Source organism: Dokdonia genika, assembly GCF_042652845.1.
GTDB lineage: Bacteria > Bacteroidota > Bacteroidia > Flavobacteriales > Flavobacteriaceae > Dokdonia > Dokdonia donghaensis.
This window is the reverse complement of the sequence record NZ_JBHSHB010000007.1, coordinates 455,218-472,133: the sequence shown is the minus strand read 5'-3', so window position 1 is coordinate 472,133 and position 16,916 is coordinate 455,218. Positions and strand designations below refer to the sequence as shown.

Genomic DNA, 16,916 nt, shown 5'->3' with positions numbered 1-16,916 from the left:
ATGGGCGTTTTAACAGTGTATGCATAATAAACACTATGCTATCCAGTGCTTAAAATTTACTTCCTTATCAATTATTGCTGCGAGGTCTGTGATAAGAACACGCTTTTGTTCCATCGTATCTCTATGGCGTATGGTCACCATTTTATCTTCTAGCGTATCGTGATCTACAGTAATACAAAAAGGAGTTCCATTTGCGTCTTGTCTTCTGTAACGCTTCCCTACAGCATCCTTTTCGTCATAAAACACATTAAAGTCATACTTAAGATCATCTATAATTTGCTTTGCTACTTCTGGTAAGCCATCTTTCTTTACAAGCGGAAAAACAGCTGCTTTTACAGGCGCAAGTACAGCAGGTAATTTAAGTACTGTTCTTGTTGTGTTGTTTTCTAACTCTTCTTCAACCAGCGAATTAGAAAATACTGCAAGAAACATACGATCAAGACCTATTGATGTTTCTAGAACATAAGGTGTATAACTCGCATTATCTTCGTGATCAAAATATTGTAGCTTTTTACCAGAGTGCTCTTCGTGTGCCTTAAGGTCAAAATCTGTGCGGGAGTGTATACCCTCTAGCTCTTTAAACCCAAAAGGGAATTTAAACTCAATATCTGCCGCAGCATCTGCATAGTGAGCAAGCTTCTCGTGATCGTGAAAACGGTAATTATCCTCTCCCATACCTAGAGATAAGTGCCATTTCATTCTGGCTTCTTTCCAGTGTTTGTACCACTCCCCTTGTGTTCCAGGTTTTATAAAAAATTGCATCTCCATTTGCTCAAACTCACGCATTCTAAAGATAAACTGTCTTGCAACAATCTCATTTCTAAAAGCCTTACCCGTTTGTGCAATTCCAAAAGGAATCTTCATACGTCCCGTTTTCTGAACGTTTAAGAAGTTTACAAAAATACCTTGAGCAGTTTCAGGTCGCAAGTAAAGATCCATAGCACTCTCTGCACTAGCACCTAGCTTAGTTCCAAACATAAGGTTAAACTGTTTTACATCTGTCCAGTTCTTACTACCACTTAGCGGGCAACCTATGCCTAACTCTTCTATGAGTAGTTTTACATCTGCCAGGTCTTCTTTTTCTAGTGACTTACCTAGGCGAGATAAAATTGTATCTATCTTTTCTTGATATCCAAGTACACGTGGGTTTGTGCTTAAAAACTCTTCTTTATTAAACGCATCCCCAAAACGCTTTTGAGCCTTCTTTACTTCCTTTTCGATTTTTGTTTCAATCTTAAGACAGTAATCTTCTACTAGCACATCTGCTCTGTAACGTTTTTTTGAATCCTTATTATCTATTAACGGATCACTAAAAGCATCTACGTGACCAGAGGCTTTCCAGGTAGTAGGATGCATAAAGATTGCCGCGTCAAGACCCACTATATTATCGTGCATTTGCACCATAGATTTCCACCAGTAATCACGTATATTTTTCTTTAACTCTACACCGTTTTGACCGTAATCGTAAACAGCGCTTAGTCCGTCATATATTTCGCTACTTTGAAAAACGTAGCCATATTCCTTTGCGTGGGAGATTACTTTTTTAAATTGATCGTCTTGTTGAGCCATAGTATGTAGATGGTTATGATACTGATGATTTATGTGGAGCTGTTTCCGCTTTCGCGAAAGCGTAATAAAAACCCTTTAAACCTCAATAATTGAGAGTAATATTTACTTATTTAACTAGGCGTAAAAATAACAATCCATCTGTAGTTATGGAAATTGCAAGCAACCTATTTTAAGGTAAGGGTTGTAGAGAGCAACATTGCTTGATCGTGGAAAACGCGCACAGTGTATGCACCTCCATCTATTTGCTGTATGGGAAGCACTAGCTCGCATATGGTGTATGCCTTATTTGAGTAAGGGATTTTAGTTTTTGTATTGTACACAATCTCTTCTCCACTAGGCCACTTTTCTGATCGCTCTACACCTAGCATTTTACCCTGCTCGTTAAGAACTTGTACATAAAAGATTTTATCACCTGCTACTGCCAGTTGATTATCATTTACCGTAAAACATACTTGTATCATCTCTACACGACTGGCGCGAGAGGTGATTACAAATTTACCACTGTTGCGTTGTATAACGCCGCGTGCAGCGAGGTTACTCACGGTGAGCTTTGCTCCTTGTGTGAGCCTGTCTGCAAGCTCTCTATTAGATTTTTGAATACTGTCTTGAGACTTCTTTGCATCATCTAGTGCTTTTTGTGTCTCTTGCTGGAGTGTTGCCAGCCTTTTAGTTTCTAGCGTAAGGCTGTCATTTTCGGTAATAAAATACTCCCGCTCCCTACGTAGTTTTTGTATCTCGAGCTGATATTGTCGCATCTTTGACCTAGTAACATCTTCTCCTTGAAGTGTCTTTTTGAGCTCTATAAGTCTTACTTGTGCTTGTTTGAGGTTTGCTTTTAACGCATCACGTTCTTCTAGCAGTGTGCTATATTTTGATATTTCTTGCTCAAGTTGCGTAGCTATTTGTGCTTTCTCTGTGAGTAATTGTGCTTCTCTCTTTTGCACCTCACTTTGAAAATCATACGTATAATACCCTAACCCAGCGACAACTAGACATAGCAGTATAAAAAGAATTAGTAAAGTATTATTGGTACTTTTAGTACGCATAGATGGTCTATTATTCGCTCAAAGGCGTTAAATTAGAAAAAAAAAGTAAAACCTTGCTACAATCTTTACGATCTCTGTTTTTTCCTGAAAGTTGTAAATCTTGCGACAATGAGCTTCTTGAGGCAGAAATTATGATTTGCACACAGTGTAGACATACACTCCCTCTTACAGATTTTCATAGGTACAACGACCCTGCAATAAAAAAAGTATTTTACGGGCGTCTCAATCTTGAAGAAGCGACAGCCTTATTTTATTTTGAGAAAAAAGGTCCTGTACAAGAACTCTTACATAACTTAAAGTATAGAGGTCACAAAAACATAAGCGACTTTTTAGGCAACTGGCTAGGTGCAGACCTTGCTACTCTTGATAACTATAAAGGAATAGATTGCATTGTGCCCGTACCTATACACCCTAAAAAGAAGAAAACAAGAGGTTACAATCAAGTAGCCGGTTTTGGTAAAGCGCTTGCAACGTCACTTACTGCAACATATAGAGATGATGTGCTTATAAAGTCTAAGAATACGAAGACTCAAGTTTTTAAAGGCCGTTTCACTCGCAGTGACGAGGTGCTCGATGCTTTTACCGTAGCGGTAGACAACTCGCTAGAAGGAAAGCACATTTTACTATGTGATGACATACTCACTACGGGAGCCACGCTGGAGGCCTGCGCATTGCAGCTGCTTAAAATCCCTAATATTAAGTTAAGTATTGCTGTTATGGCAATAGCGCAATAGGTATTTCGTTTTGGGTAAATTAATTGTTTCTTTGCAAATAGATGAGAGATAACCCTTGGTACTTTATGAACTTAAAAAGAGCAACCGTTTTTGCTCTTGTAATCGTGGGTATGGCACTCACTCTGGTAAATTGTGCAAAACGCGGCTCACCAGACGGAGGACCTATGGATAGCCTACCTCCTGTTTTTGTAAAAGCGACACCGCCTAACTTTACAACCAACTTTGATGGAGATGAGATACGCATTTACTTTGATGAATATGTAAAGCTCAAAGACTTGCGCAAGCAGCTTATCATCTCGCCTCCTATTGTAAATAGAGTCATCTCACCGCAGGGATCTGCTTCAAAATATATCAAAATTGACATTCAAGATACGCTAGCTCCTAACACCACTTATGTATTTAACTTTGGACTAAGTATTGTAGATAATAATGAAGGAAACCCTTTCCCTTCATTTAAATATGTGATGTCTACTGGAGACTACATAGATAGTCTTAAAGTATCTGGAAAAATTATAGATGCTGTGGCAGAAAAGCCAGACAACTTTGTTACTGTAATGCTTTACGAAGCAGATAGTACTTATACAGACTCAACGGTTTATAACAAACCCCCTCTATATGTTACTAATACGCTAGATAGTTTAGACACTTTTACCCTAGACTACCTCAAGCCTGGAAAGTATGCGCTTATAGGCCTCAAAGATGAGGATGCAAACTATACCTTCCAGCCTAAAAAGGATAAAATTGCCTTTGTAGAAGAGTTTATTAACGTTCCTACAGACTCTTCTTATACTCTAAAGTTATTTACAGAGGCTCCTGCTTATAAAGTCTCAAGACCCAAGCACGCAGCAGAAGGCAGAATAGCCTTTGGAACCACGGGATATAGAGATAGTATTGCTATTAATCTTCTAACAGATGCAGGAGACAAGCACACCTCAACAATTACTAAAAAAGGTGAAGATACCCTTTACTACTGGTACAAGCCTAAGCTAGCAATAGACTCTCTTATATTTAACGCTACTGCTCCCGGATACTCAGACACCTTGCAAGCACGTATAAGAAAACCAAGATTAGACTCGCTCTCATTTTCATCGAAGTACCGAAATGTAATTTTATTTAATAAAGCTTATCGTATACAGAGTAATATCCCCATAGATAGTATAAACAAAGAGCTTATTACTGTAGTAAAAGACTCTACAGAAATAGAGTTTGACTACGCCCTTGTAGAGAATAGTACAGCTATTGATTTTGACTTCAAGAAGGAAGAAAAAACGAGATATAGTATTACGGTCTTACCAAATGCGATTACAGATTACTTTGGACAGAAGAATGACACCTTGCGCTACAAAGCCCAAACTAAAGAAATAGGTGATTACGGTGATATAGAGCTCACACTAGTAAATGCACAAGCATTCCCATATATCGTACAGTTGCTAGATAGTCAAGAAAAGGTAGTAGAAGAGCGCTTTAGTACAAAAGAAACGGTATTTGAGTTTAAGCTTCTCAAGCCTGGTAAGTATAAAGTGCGCCTTGTAGAAGATGCAAATAACAATAAAGTCTTTGACTCTGGTAACTTCTTACTAAAGAGACAGCCAGAAATTATAATAAACTACCCTGGTGAGATAGAAGTGCGACCTAGCTGGTTTGCAAAGGAGCGATTTGAGCTACTCCCTAAAGAACAGCCACAGGAAGCTCCTACCCCAGAGTAAATACATCTTTGTCTTGAAGAAACGGCAACTTTGCTCTTGTCTCTTTAATGTGGTTTTTTGAAAGTGTAGCAAGCACTACCTTTTCTTCAACTCTTGCAATAGCCATAGTTTTACCCAGCACATCATATGCAGCGGTATGACCTACATAATTGAGATTATTTGCATCTGTACCTACTCGATTTACACCTATGGCATAGGCCATATTTTCTATAGCGCGCGCTTGTAATAAAGTATCCCACGCTCCTACTCTTGCCTCTGGCCAGTTTGCCACATATAAGACCACATCATAGCCTGATGTATTTCTTGCAAAAACAGGAAATCTCAAATCATAACAAACTTGCAATAGTATTTTCCACCCTAGGTAGGTCACAGTGATTGGCGCATCACCAGCTTGATATTTTTCACCCTCACCGGCCATATTAAAAGTGTGTCTTTTATTGTAATAATCTATTGTACCCTCTGGGGTTATAAAAACAAAACGATTATAGTACAAATCGTTTTCCTCTACAATGAGACTACCACAAATAGCCGTTTTATATTTTTTTGCCTGTGCTTTCATCCACTGCACTGTGATGCCATCCATAGTCTCTGCTAGAGGTTCTGGATTCATAGAGAAACCGGTTGTAAACATTTCTGGCAAAATGGCGAGATCACAGTTTTCTGGTAATTGTGTAAAGTGCTTTTCAAAGGCTAGACGATTTTGAGCGGGTTGCTCCCAGATTAAATCGCTTTGTATCATTGCCACATTAAGTTGATCTCTTTCCATAGCATAAAGATAAAACGTATGCCTATATAAAACCACCGTACTATTATAAAAGCTAGCAACTCATTATTATCTTTACGTACCATCGCACTGTCTATGCAAAATACAATCGCAACACGTATATATGATTTTTTAAAACAGTTCCCGCCTTTTCAGTTTATGGCGAGTGACGATCTCTTTAAAATATCTACGCTGGCAAATGTGCTCTATCTAGATAAAGATCAGATTCTTTTCTCTCGAGACGAGCTTTATAGTGATCGCTTTTATATCGTTCAGCAAGGCGCCATAAAACTCACCAGACCTTCTGGTAATAAGACAAAGGTGGTAGACATTTGTGATGAGGGCGATTTATTTGGCCTTAAAGTAACAAGTGAGAACACCTACCGTACCACAGCAACGGCAAATGAGGAAACTATTATCTACACGATACCGGTAGAAGCGTTTTCCGCTTTCGCGAAAGCGAACAAAGCCATCTCAAATTACCTCATCGCCAGCTTTGCTTCAAACATAAAGGATCCCTATACCTTACAACAAAACGGATCCTTACTTAACACCTATGAGCCCGATCGCAATCAAGACTTACTAGGCTTGCAGCAAGCAAACTACAGTAAGAATGTAGTAAGTTGTGACCCAAGTGCTACTGTGCAAGAGGCAGCACAACTTATGCAATCTAGCAGGATAGGTAGTCTGGTTGTAACTAGCAACGAGCTACCTGTTGGGATTTTGACTAACAGAGAACTGCGCAACACCATTGCAAGTGGTACAGACACTACAAGCACACTTACAAAGGACATAATGATTCATCCCGTGGTGTGCGCTCCTGGAGATATAACAGTGGGCCAGGCGCAGCTTATGCTTATAAAGTACGGAGTAAATCATCTTGTAATTACAAAAGATGGAACAGATAGAAGCGCTATAATAGGGATATTAAGCAAGCACGATATTGTAGTCTCATTTGGTAATAGTCCTGCAGAGCTTATTAAAGAAATTAAAAGAGCAGAAAAGACTAAACTCCTACGTATGTCTTGGGAGAAAGCAACAGTGATACTTACCAACTACCTTGACCAAGGCTTACCACTATCGCACATACTCAATATCTTCTCTGAGCTCAAAGGTGCACTCATATATCGTACGATGGAACTCTCACTAGCCAAAATGAGTGAACCCCCTCCAGTGCCTTTTACTTGGCTAGCTTTAGGGAGTCAAGGCAGAGAAGAGCAGCTGTTATATACAGATCAAGATAATGCCCTTGTTTATGAAAATGTCCCCGCAGAAAAAGAGGAAGCCACAAAAGCTTATTTCTTAAGACTGGCAAACCGTATGAACAAACGCCTGCATAAAATAGGCTATGATTATTGTCCTGCAGATATGATGGGGAGCAACCCTTTGTATTGTTTACCCATAAGTGAGTGGAAAGAAAAATTTAAAGGCTGGATATATGACCCCTCACCAGAGAGTATGCTACTCTCGGGTATCTTTTTTGATTACAGGCGTACCTTTGGAAGCCAGCAACTCGTTGACGAGCTCACTACTCATATTTACAGTTTATTAGGCGACAGCTCCATTTTTTATCGATTTATGGCAAAAGATGCGCTTAAAAATCCGCCGCCGGTGAGTTTTTTCAGAAATTTTCTGGTAGAAAGTGATGGAGCTCACAAAGATGAATTTGACATAAAAAACAGAGCAATGGCCCCTCTTATAGGTGCGGCAAGAGTTCTTTCTCTATATCACGGTCTCAAAAATGTAAATAGAACTTCTACTAGATACGAGCAACTCGCAACGCTAGAACCAGAAAACCGAGAGTTATATGAAAGTTGTGCTTATGCGTTTAAAGCACTACTTAAATTTAGAGTACAGCAAGGTTTAAAAAACGGAGATAGTGGTCGCTTTATACAACTAGAGTCATTATCAAAATCTGATAGACTTAAACTCAAGAGATGTTTTAAACCCTTACGAGATGTGCAAGAAGTACTCCGTGTGCGATTTCAAACTCAAAACTTAAGCTAGATGTCCTTATTCTCAAAAAATAATGACTCACAACCAGAGTTTTGGATAAAGTATCTTGACGCTTTCGCGAAAGAAAAAAAGGAAAAAAGCTTCTTTAAAAAAACCGCAGACAGCAAGGGATTACAAAACACAAGATTTGTAGTTTTTGATACAGAGACCACGGGTCTAGATTATAAAAAAGATCGCATTCTTTCCCTAGGTGGTGTTGCCGTGGTAGGTAATCAAGTTATTGCGGCAGACACGCTCGAGCTGTTTTTAAAACAAGACTTTTACAATCCAGACAGCGCACAAATACACGGCATCTTAAAACAAGGCAATTACCTCAAGGTAAATGAAAAAGAAGCCATTGCCCAGTGTCTAGATTTTATAGGCACAGATATACTGGTAGGGCATCACGTAGGCTTTGACGTAGCAGTGGTAAATCAATCACTTAAAAGAGCTGGGCTAGGCAGGCTAAAAAACAGACAACTCGATACAGAGATTTTATACAAGAGACTAGTGCATCCAGTAAACAGACCTCTACAAGACAAACGCTACACCCTAGATGAGCTTGCCGAAGCTCTTAAAATACCACTACACGACAGGCATACCGCAGCAGGAGACTCTTTAATCACGGCGCTTGCTTTTATAAAAATTGTTCATAAGCTCAACAGCGATGGCGAGATGAAATTAAAACACCTTTTTAGATGATTAATCAAGACACACTTATTGTATTTGACATAGACGGTACACTTACAGACAGCATACCCACCTATTTACCCGTAATAACCAAAGTACTTGCAGATATAGGTCTTAAAGATATAGATACAGACTATGACAACTACCTGCATCATACAGACCGCTATGCACTAGAGTATAATTATGAGCGCAATTTTGGCAAGAAAGCACCACAAGATTTACGGTACACACTAGACACACTCTTGGGAGAAGAGCTCATAAAACACCCTTCTGTGCCAGAGATAAAAGGTGCTACAACATTACTTGAGGTTCTCATAAACGAAAAAATCCCTTTTGCATATGGTACTGGAGCTTTCCCAAAAGCAACAGTGGTAAAGATGGAAGGCTCTGGTGTGCCATTTATACCAGAAGTACTCGCTACCTCGCTAGAAAATGTATCACGAGTAGGTTTTGTAAAAGAAGCCATAGAGAAGTCTAAGGCACATTATGGTCACTCTAGTTTTGAGCGCATCATTGCTGTGGGCGATGGTCTTTGGGATCTCAAAGCTGCACAAGATCTTGAGATAGACTTTTTAGGAATAGGCACAAAAAACAAAGACGCAATGTTTAAAAATGGATGCACGCATTGGGTAAAAGACTATGTAAATTTTGACCTCTCGCAATTTGGATAGATTAAAAATGCGTAGGTGAAGATGGAGAATTACGCTTTCGCGAAAGCGTAAACCTGCTACTTGCCTTCTAAAATAGCCATTAGCTTTTCTGCTCCTTGCATTTTTGCGTGATCGTAAGCGGTATTTCCTTTCTCATCTACGTGGCTTGTGTCTGCACCATTATCTATGAGTAGCTGTGCAATTTCTGACTGCGCAAAAGTTGCTGCATAAATTAAAGCGGTTGCACTATTTAAATTTTTAGCATTTACATCTGCACCGTGGTCTATAAGGAGCTTTGCGATGGCCGCATAACCCTTAAAACAAACACCCATAAGGGCCGTGTTACCAGAAGCATCTTTTGCATTAAGATCTGGTTTGTGCTTAAGCATAGCCTCTGCCATATCTTGATTACCGTAATAAGTCGCAAGTAAGAGTGGCGTTGAACCACGTTGATCTTTTATATTAATAAGCTCTGGGTGTGCCGTTATAATTGCTTTTACCATCTCTACATCTCCGTTGCGTATGGCATCAAAAAGTTTGTCATTCATAATATGTTGTGCTATCGGTCTCGTATGACCGTCAGTTACGGGTTAATATACGTTAATTTTCGGTTTAGAACTGGCGTGAACAATTCCGAGTGGATTCGGACGTAGTCGAATCCGCCGTAATTGCGGTTATACATTGTTGCCTGCAGTATTTTTTTCATTCTGAGTATAATATTTTTACTGCTTCATCGAATTTTATTGGAAAATTATATTTCGAAGCAATTTTTATTCGTTCAGGACCTAATTCAGCTGGACTCCATTCGTTTGGGATTAATTCAGCCAATCTTAGAGCTTCCGAGTTTAATTTTTCATTTTCACTTTTCATTATTTTCGGTTTCTCAAGATTTCCGATACTATCTATTTTAATTGAAATCCAAACTGTTCCTTTTTCGTCAGTCAGATTCATATTCGAATATATTATTTTCGGAATACTGTCAAGTCCGTATTTAAACTTCGCAGGGTATTCAATCGGGTCGATAATTACGTCCGTCTGATTTTCAATTGAAAGATTATTCAATTCCGTTTTTTGTTTTTCAGTTTTACAACTAAAAATCAGAATCGAAATTATTATGAATAGTAGTTTTTTCATATTGCAGGCAACTAACTTAGTTGTATAAATATAATCACAAAACAAATATCGCGCTCACAAGCAATCATAATATTTACCTATAATATGATTTAAGTAATCATTGTAAAAACCTTTGTTCATCTAGTAGCCTCGCTAAAATCTTGTTAATTACAATTCTCTTAAGACCCTAAGCTCAAGTTCTAAACTATATTTAAAAACACTAACCAAAACTATATTACAATGAGCAACTCTGCATTATCAAACTGGCTAGAAAAAGATACAATGGCTTCTACCGCTTCGAGAGGAGTTATCTCTGGTGTACTAGGTGGACTTGCAGGTACTATTGTAAAATTTGCAATCGAACGTTTTTTACCAGTAAGACAGCCTAACACAGAAAGCGCGCAACTTAAACTAGTAGATAATATTTCTGAAAAACTCACAGGTGAACCTGTAAGTGCTTCAAACCGGGATCTAGCAGAACAACTGGTAAACATCCCAATAGGAGTAACACTAGGCGCGAGTCTAGGCTATGCAAAACGTGACAGACCAGAGACTAATGTAGTAGAGGGCGCCCTCTTTGGTACAACAGCATATCTTGCTACACACGAGACATCATTACCACTTATGGGTCTAGAAGAAGCTCCAGAAGACATCCCAGTAAAGTTACAAGCAAATGAGTTTCTGGCTCACGTAGCCTTTGGTATAACTGCAGAGCTTGTGAGAGGCTGGGTGGCTAGAAGACTAGATGATTAAATCTCACATAAAATAGTTGCTGCTTTTTTAAGGGTTTCATCATCTTTTGCAAAGCAAAAACGAAGCATTTTAAAATCTTCTTGATGAAGATTAAATACTGAGGTTGGTATTGATGCTACTTTATGGTCTTTTGTGAGCCTCTTTGCAAATTCTACATCTTCCTCCTGCGTTATCTCGCTATAATCTAGCATTTGAAAATAAGTTCCAGCAGCGGGTGTTACCTTAAAACGTGAGTCTTTAATTAGGTCTAAAAATAAATCCCTCTTTTGCTGAAAGAAATCATTGAGTTTCAAGTAATGTTCTGGTTCTTTAAGATATGTTGCAAAGGCTTTTTGTGATGGGTGATGCGCAGAAAAAACATTAAACTGGTGTACTTTCTGAAACTCCTCCATTAATGCCTTAGGCGCTACTGTATATCCCATTTTCCACCCTGTATTGTGAAAGGTTTTTCCAAAAGATGCAGTAATAAAACTACGCGCTCGTAGCTCTGGATACCTAGCTACACTCTCGTGTTTTTTACCATCAAAAACAATATGCTCATACACCTCATCACTAAGCAAGATAATATCTGTGCCTTTTAGTATTCTAGACAGCTCCATCATATCCTCCTTATCAAGTATAGTACCCGTAGGGTTATGCGGCGTGTTTATAAAAAGCATCTTAGTCTTGGGAGTTATAGCACGCTCTACCGCACTCCAGTTTACTTTATACAACGGCGCCTTGAGTTGTATAGGGACTATAGTTCCTCCATTTACCGTTACTGCTGGCTCATAACAATCATATGCTGGTTTAAGAACAATTACCTCATCTTCTGGTCTTATAAAAGCAGATACAATGGTATAAATAGCTTGTGTGGCCCCAGCGGTCACAGTTACCTCACTCTCTGGATGATAATCACTGCCGTATAATGTGTTTATCTTATTGGCTATTTGCTCGCGTAGACCATATACACCAGGCATAGGTGCATACTGGTTATACCCATCACTCATAGCCTTAGTTACCAGTTGTTGTAACTTGGGATCACTATCAAACCCAGGAAAACCTTGAGCAAGATTAATAGCTCCTTCTTGATGAGCAAGCTTACTCATCACTGTAAAAATGGTGGTACCTACATCTGGTAGTTTTGAAGTAAAGTGCATTGCAGTCTTTTTTTCTTTATGATGACTAAAGATAAGACAACTATACTACAGATAAGGATACAGGAACCTTACTCTTATTTACCCATTTCTGCAGCAGTAGTTTCTAGCTCTGCATACCATTCTTGGCCAAATTTACGTACGAGCGCATCCTTAGTAAACTTGTAAACAGGTACTTTAAGTTCTTGCCCTAGTGTACAGGCGTCATCACAAATAGGCCAGCGATGATAATTTACTGCCGAAAATGAGCTATACTTTTGTACCCTCACAGGGTATAAATGACAAGAAATAGGTTTTTTCCAGTCTACTTTACCAGCATTATATGCATCTTCTATACCGCAACTTGCCCAGCCTTTATCATTAAAAGTCACATATGCACACTCTGCACCATTTACAAGCGGGGTCTCAAGCTCACCATCACGCACGATTGATGTACCCTGTGCTTCAATAGCGGCGATACCTTCTGGGCGTAAAAAAGGTTTTACCTCCTCATAGATGTCTGCCATAATCTTCACCTCATCTTCCTCCAGTGGTGCGCCAGCCTCTCCAGCTATACAGCACTCACCCTTGCAGGCATTAAGATTACAGACAAAATCTTTTTCGATGATGTCTTCAGAAACGATGGTTTTTTTGAGTTGAAACATAGATGGCAAAGATACTGCCTTGTGCTTAAAACTATAAGACATTTTTCACCCCACCTTCGGTATTTGTCATATGGTTTAATTTGCACTTAGTTTTAGAAACCACACTTTTTACACATTGTCCTATTGTGTATCTTTCTAGAGTGATAAGTACGCTTTCGCGAAAGCGTAAACCTAATGCCAACATATAATTTAAGCCTATGAAAAAGCTCTTGTACATATTATGTCTAGTCCCACTTTTTGCACTATCCCAAAGTAATTATGATGCGGTTATAGATGAACGTCTTAGAGCAACCTTATTACAGCACAAAGATTTTGTAAGCATTCCTAATCTCCCAGAAAGTCCAGAGCTTATGCTCGAAAACATTGCTTGGGTAGAAAAGAAATATGAAGCACTAGGCTTTACAACTACGCGTCTTAAAAGCGAGACATTGCCTATACTACTTGCAGAAAAAGTATACGACCCTGCGCTTAAAACAATTCTCTTTTATGTGCACATAGACGGGCAACCGGTAAATCCCGCAGTCTGGGATCAAGAAGATCCTTTTACCCCTATGTTAAAAAAACAAGACCCATCTGGAACGTGGACATCAATGGGCTGGGAAGCATTAAACCAAAAAATAAATGATGAATGGTGCATATACGGAAGAGCCGCAGCAGATGATAAAGCACCTATCCTTATGTTCATAACCGCATTAGAAATATTACAGGAGCAAGGCAAAACACCAAATTTTAATATCAAAGTAATTTTTGACCCTCAAGAAGAGTATGGCTCTACTGCTCTACTGGGCACTCTTGACACCTATAAAAGCCGCTATGCGGCAGACTATTTTATAGTGATGGATGGCCCTGCGCATAGTTCTAATAAGCCTACACTCACCTTTGGCTGTCGTGGTATAGCCACTTGTGAGATTACGACCTATGGCGCAGCTTTACCACAACATAGTGGTCACTATGGTAATTATGTGCCTAACCCAGTTTTTAGACTATCCCATTTACTCTCAAGTATGAAAGATGATGATGGTAAGGTACTTATAGACGGTTATTATGACGGTATTACCATAAGCCCAGAAGAAGCACTTGTTATGCAGTCTGTGCCATTTACCGCTGCTAGCTTTAATAAAAAACTAGGCTTACACAGTGCCGAAACTGTGGGTAAAAATTATCAAGAAACGCTACAATATCCTACACTTAATGTGAGACAGCTCAACACCTCTTGGACGGGTAAAGGGCTCAAGACCGTAGTACCTAGCACGGCAACGGCACACCTTGATGTGCGTCTTGTACCAGAAATAAATGGGGATGACCAGCTAGATAAAATTAAAAAGCACATAAGCAATGAGGGGTATTTTGTACTAGACAGAATCCCCACCGCTCAGGAGCGACTTACTCACAAGCGCATAGCAACAGTTAAGACCAAAACTCTTGTAAATGCTTTTAGAACAAGTCCGCAGGGAGATTTTGGTATAAAAATGAGGCAGCGATTAACACAAGTTTTTAATGAAGAGCCCGTAACGATACGTATGATGGGTGGCACGGTGCCTATTGTACCGCTTATTAACACCTTAAATCTTCCTACCGTTATCCTGCCTCTTGTTAATATGGATAATAATCAACATAACCCTAATGAGAATATACGCATAGGTAATATGAGACAAGGTATTAAAGTGTGTCTTGGCCTTTTTGAAACCAATTTCTAGCTTGCAAAAAATTCAATAAAAAAGCCGACTTATAATAAGTCGGCTTTTGTTTTTTGTTTCGCTTTCGCGAAAGCGAAATTATATTACTTCACATCAAAACGATCTGCATCCATCACTTTTGCAAAGGCGCTTACAAAGGTGTTTACAAAACGTTCTTCACCATCATTTGCTCCATATACTTCTGCAATAGCTCTTAGCTCTGTGTTTGATCCAAAAATAAGATCTACTCTTGAACCTGTAAACTTCATATCTCCTGTACGTCTATCTGTTCCAGAAAATAATGTATCGTCTGATGATAGTGCTTTCCAAGTATAGGTAAAGTCTAATAGGTTCTCAAAGAAATCATTAGTAAGGGCTCCTACTTTATCTGTAAACACTCCTACTTTAGACCCATCATAATTACAACCTATCACACGCATACCTCCTACTAAGGCAGTCATCTCTGGTATAGAAAGTTCCATAAGATTTGCTCTATCTATAAGAAGCTCTTCTGCAGCTGTTTCCATACCACCTTTCTGGTAATTTCTAAAACCATCTGCTCTAGGCTCTAGGTAACCAAAAGAGTCAATATCTGTTTGTTCTTGACTTGCATCAGTTCGTCCTGGGGTAAAAGGCACCGTTACTTTATGGCCAGCATTGTGAGCAGCACGCTCAACACCTACTCCACCTGCAAGCACAATAAGGTCTGCCATAGATACATCAAACCCGGCATTATCTTGTACATCTTTAAGAGCATTAAGTACTTTTCTTAATTGTTCTGGGTTATTTACTTCCCAGTTATTTTGTGGTGCTAGACGTATACGAGCACCATTTGCTCCACCACGTTTATCACTATTTCTAAATGTAGAAGCTGATGCCCAGGCTACGCTTACCATATCTGAAGCAGATAAATCTGTTGCGTCGATAGCCGTTTTAAGTGTTGCTACTTGGCTATCTGATAAAGTATATCCGTTTGCTTCTGGGATAGGGTCTTGCCATAATAATTCTTCTTTTGGCAATTCTGGTCCTAAGTAACGTGATAATGGTCCCATATCACGGTGTGTCAATTTATACCAAGCTCTTGCAAATGCATCTTCAAATGCTTTATGATCTTTATGGAACTTCTCTGAAATCTTACGATATTCTGGATCCATTTTAAGAGCCATATCTGCTGTAGACATCATTATGCCTTGAGTACCATTTCCTCCTGCAGCTGGTGCTTGTGGTGCATCTGGATTAGATGGTTTCCACTGGTGTGCCCCTGCTGGACTTGTAGTAAGCTCCCAGTCTAAATTAAGTAATACGTCAAAGTACTCTGCATCCCAACGTGTAGGATTAGGTGTCCAGGCTCCTTCAAGACCAGAAGTAATAGTATCATCTAGTACCCCGCTCTTGTATGTATTTTTCCACCCAGTACTCATCTCTTCTAGAGTTGCTCCGTGTGGCTCTGCGCCTACATACTTCTCTGGGTCTGCCGCTCCGTGTGCTTTTCCGAAGGTATGCCCTCCAGCAACGAGTGCCACTGTTTCTTCATCATTCATTGCCATACGGCCAAAGGTCTCTCTGATATCATATGCACTTCCTATAGGGTCTGGCTTACCGCTAGGTCCTTCTGGATTTACATAAATAAGTCCCATATGAGTAGCACCTAGAAATCCTTTGAGCTCTCTATCTCCCTCGTGACGCTCTTTTTCTCCTAGCCACTCATCTTCATAACCCCAGTTAATATCTTGTTCTGGCTCCCATACATCTTCTCTTCCTCCTGAAAAACCAAATGTTTTAAAGCCCATAGACTCTAAAGCTGCATTACCTGCAAGGATAAATAAATCTGCCCAAGAGATGTTTTTACCATATTTCTTTTTAATAGGCCATAAAAGTAAACGTGCCTTATCTAAGTTACCGTTATCTGGCCAACTGTTAAGTGGTGCAAAACGTTGCGATCCAGAGCTAGAACCTCCACGGCCATCACCTATTCTATAAGTACCAGCACTGTGCCAAGCCATACGTATCATAAATGGCCCGTAGTGACCATAATCTGCCGGCCACCAGTCTTGTGAATCTGTCATTAAATCTATAACCTCTTGCTTTAAAGTTGGAAAATCAAGACTATTAAAAGCTGCGGCATAATCAAAATCTTTATCCATAGGGTCGCTACTTGTACCGTTTTGACGCAGGATATTTAATTTTAACTCATTAGGCCACCAGTCTCTATTTGTGGTACCCTTACCGGCTACTAACTGATCAGGATTACCAAGAAATGGACATTTTGCTGCTGCACTGGGATCATTTATGTCCCATACGTTTGTGTGTTTACTACTCATTATTAGGTGTTTTAAGACTTTTACTTTTACCAAAGATATTTAAAGACTTTCTTGACAACTATAGTTTATGATTAATTTATAAAAACAAACTATCAATAATATTTATAGCTAGACAACAAA

General features: G+C 39.3%; 15 protein-coding genes. 7 read left to right on the top strand and 8 right to left on the bottom strand.

The window, feature by feature from the left end; translation table 11 throughout:
* Positions 1–33: 33 nt before the first annotated feature.
* Both ACFO5T_RS03120 and ACFO5T_RS03115 read right to left on the bottom strand, forming a co-directional pair.
* Complete coding sequence (locus ACFO5T_RS03120; protein WP_380031956.1) at positions 34–1,569, bottom strand: glycine--tRNA ligase; 1,536 nt, start codon at positions 1,567–1,569, stop codon at positions 34–36.
* A 164-nt stretch (positions 1,570–1,733) separates the two neighbouring features.
* Positions 1,734–2,615 carry a hypothetical protein gene (locus tag ACFO5T_RS03115; protein ID WP_380031954.1) on the bottom strand — a complete coding sequence of 294 codons (882 nt, stop codon included), beginning with the start codon at positions 2,613–2,615 and terminating at the stop codon, positions 1,734–1,736.
* Between the two features lie 131 nt (positions 2,616–2,746).
* Here ACFO5T_RS03115 and ACFO5T_RS03110 point away from each other — a divergent pair, with 131 nt between their 5' ends.
* Positions 2,747–3,349, top strand: coding sequence for a ComF family protein (locus ACFO5T_RS03110; RefSeq protein WP_375253469.1), 603 nt, complete (start codon positions 2,747–2,749; stop codon positions 3,347–3,349).
* A 65-nt stretch (positions 3,350–3,414) separates the two neighbouring features.
* Entirely contained in the window at positions 3,415–5,055 is a 1,641-nt protein-coding gene (locus tag ACFO5T_RS03105) for an Ig-like domain-containing domain (RefSeq protein WP_380031951.1), read from the top strand.
* On the opposite strand, the gene ACFO5T_RS03100 is transcribed toward ACFO5T_RS03105, so the two are convergent.
* Entirely contained in the window at positions 5,042–5,821 is a 780-nt protein-coding gene (locus ACFO5T_RS03100) for a nitrilase family protein (protein ID WP_380031949.1), read from the bottom strand. The genes ACFO5T_RS03105 and ACFO5T_RS03100 overlap by 14 nt on opposite strands.
* Before the next feature lie 93 nt (positions 5,822–5,914).
* On the opposite strand from ACFO5T_RS03100, the gene ACFO5T_RS03095 reads away from it, so the two are divergent.
* The 3 genes from ACFO5T_RS03095 to ACFO5T_RS03085 are packed head-to-tail and all read left to right on the top strand — an operon-like array spanning position 5,915 to position 9,174.
* Positions 5,915–7,825, top strand: coding sequence for a DUF294 nucleotidyltransferase-like domain-containing protein (locus tag ACFO5T_RS03095; protein ID WP_380031947.1), 1,911 nt, complete (start codon positions 5,915–5,917; stop codon positions 7,823–7,825).
* Positions 7,826–8,515 carry a 3'-5' exonuclease gene (locus tag ACFO5T_RS03090; RefSeq protein WP_380031945.1) on the top strand — a complete coding sequence of 230 codons (690 nt, stop codon included), beginning with the start codon at positions 7,826–7,828 and terminating at the stop codon, positions 8,513–8,515.
* Positions 8,512–9,174: an HAD family hydrolase gene (locus ACFO5T_RS03085; RefSeq protein ID WP_380031942.1), complete on the top strand. Its 663-nt coding sequence runs from the start codon at positions 8,512–8,514 to the stop codon at positions 9,172–9,174. Before ACFO5T_RS03090 ends, ACFO5T_RS03085 begins: the two co-directional genes overlap by 4 nt.
* Positions 9,175–9,230: 56 nt before the next feature.
* Here the strand turns inward: ACFO5T_RS03085 and ACFO5T_RS03080 are convergent, their stop codons facing one another.
* Entirely contained in the window at positions 9,231–9,701 is a 471-nt protein-coding gene (locus ACFO5T_RS03080; RefSeq protein ID WP_380031940.1) for an ankyrin repeat domain-containing protein, read from the bottom strand.
* Between the two features lie 154 nt (positions 9,702–9,855).
* Positions 9,856–10,287, bottom strand: coding sequence for an energy transducer TonB (locus ACFO5T_RS03075; RefSeq protein WP_380031938.1), 432 nt, complete (start codon positions 10,285–10,287; stop codon positions 9,856–9,858).
* A gap of 219 nt (positions 10,288–10,506) precedes the next feature.
* Here ACFO5T_RS03075 and ACFO5T_RS03070 point away from each other — a divergent pair, with 219 nt between their 5' ends.
* On the top strand, positions 10,507–11,019 hold the full coding sequence (locus ACFO5T_RS03070; RefSeq protein ID WP_380031936.1) for a DUF1440 domain-containing protein: 513 nt from the start codon (positions 10,507–10,509) through the stop codon (positions 11,017–11,019).
* Here ACFO5T_RS03070 and ACFO5T_RS03065 read toward each other — a convergent pair.
* Positions 11,016–12,158 carry a methionine aminotransferase gene (locus ACFO5T_RS03065; RefSeq protein WP_380031934.1) on the bottom strand — a complete coding sequence of 381 codons (1,143 nt, stop codon included), beginning with the start codon at positions 12,156–12,158 and terminating at the stop codon, positions 11,016–11,018. The genes ACFO5T_RS03070 and ACFO5T_RS03065 overlap by 4 nt on opposite strands.
* 74 nt (positions 12,159–12,232) lie before the next feature.
* Complete coding sequence (locus ACFO5T_RS03060; RefSeq protein WP_380032204.1) at positions 12,233–12,799, bottom strand: DUF3109 family protein; 567 nt, start codon at positions 12,797–12,799, stop codon at positions 12,233–12,235.
* 197 nt (positions 12,800–12,996) lie between these two features.
* On the opposite strand from ACFO5T_RS03060, the gene ACFO5T_RS03055 reads away from it, so the two are divergent.
* Entirely contained in the window at positions 12,997–14,496 is a 1,500-nt protein-coding gene (locus ACFO5T_RS03055) for a M20/M25/M40 family metallo-hydrolase (RefSeq protein WP_380031932.1), read from the top strand.
* A gap of 83 nt (positions 14,497–14,579) precedes the next feature.
* Here ACFO5T_RS03055 and katG read toward each other — a convergent pair whose 3' ends face one another.
* Complete coding sequence (gene katG / locus ACFO5T_RS03050) at positions 14,580–16,796, bottom strand: catalase/peroxidase HPI (protein ID WP_380031929.1); 2,217 nt, start codon at positions 16,794–16,796, stop codon at positions 14,580–14,582.
* Positions 16,797–16,916: the final 120 nt, after the last annotated feature.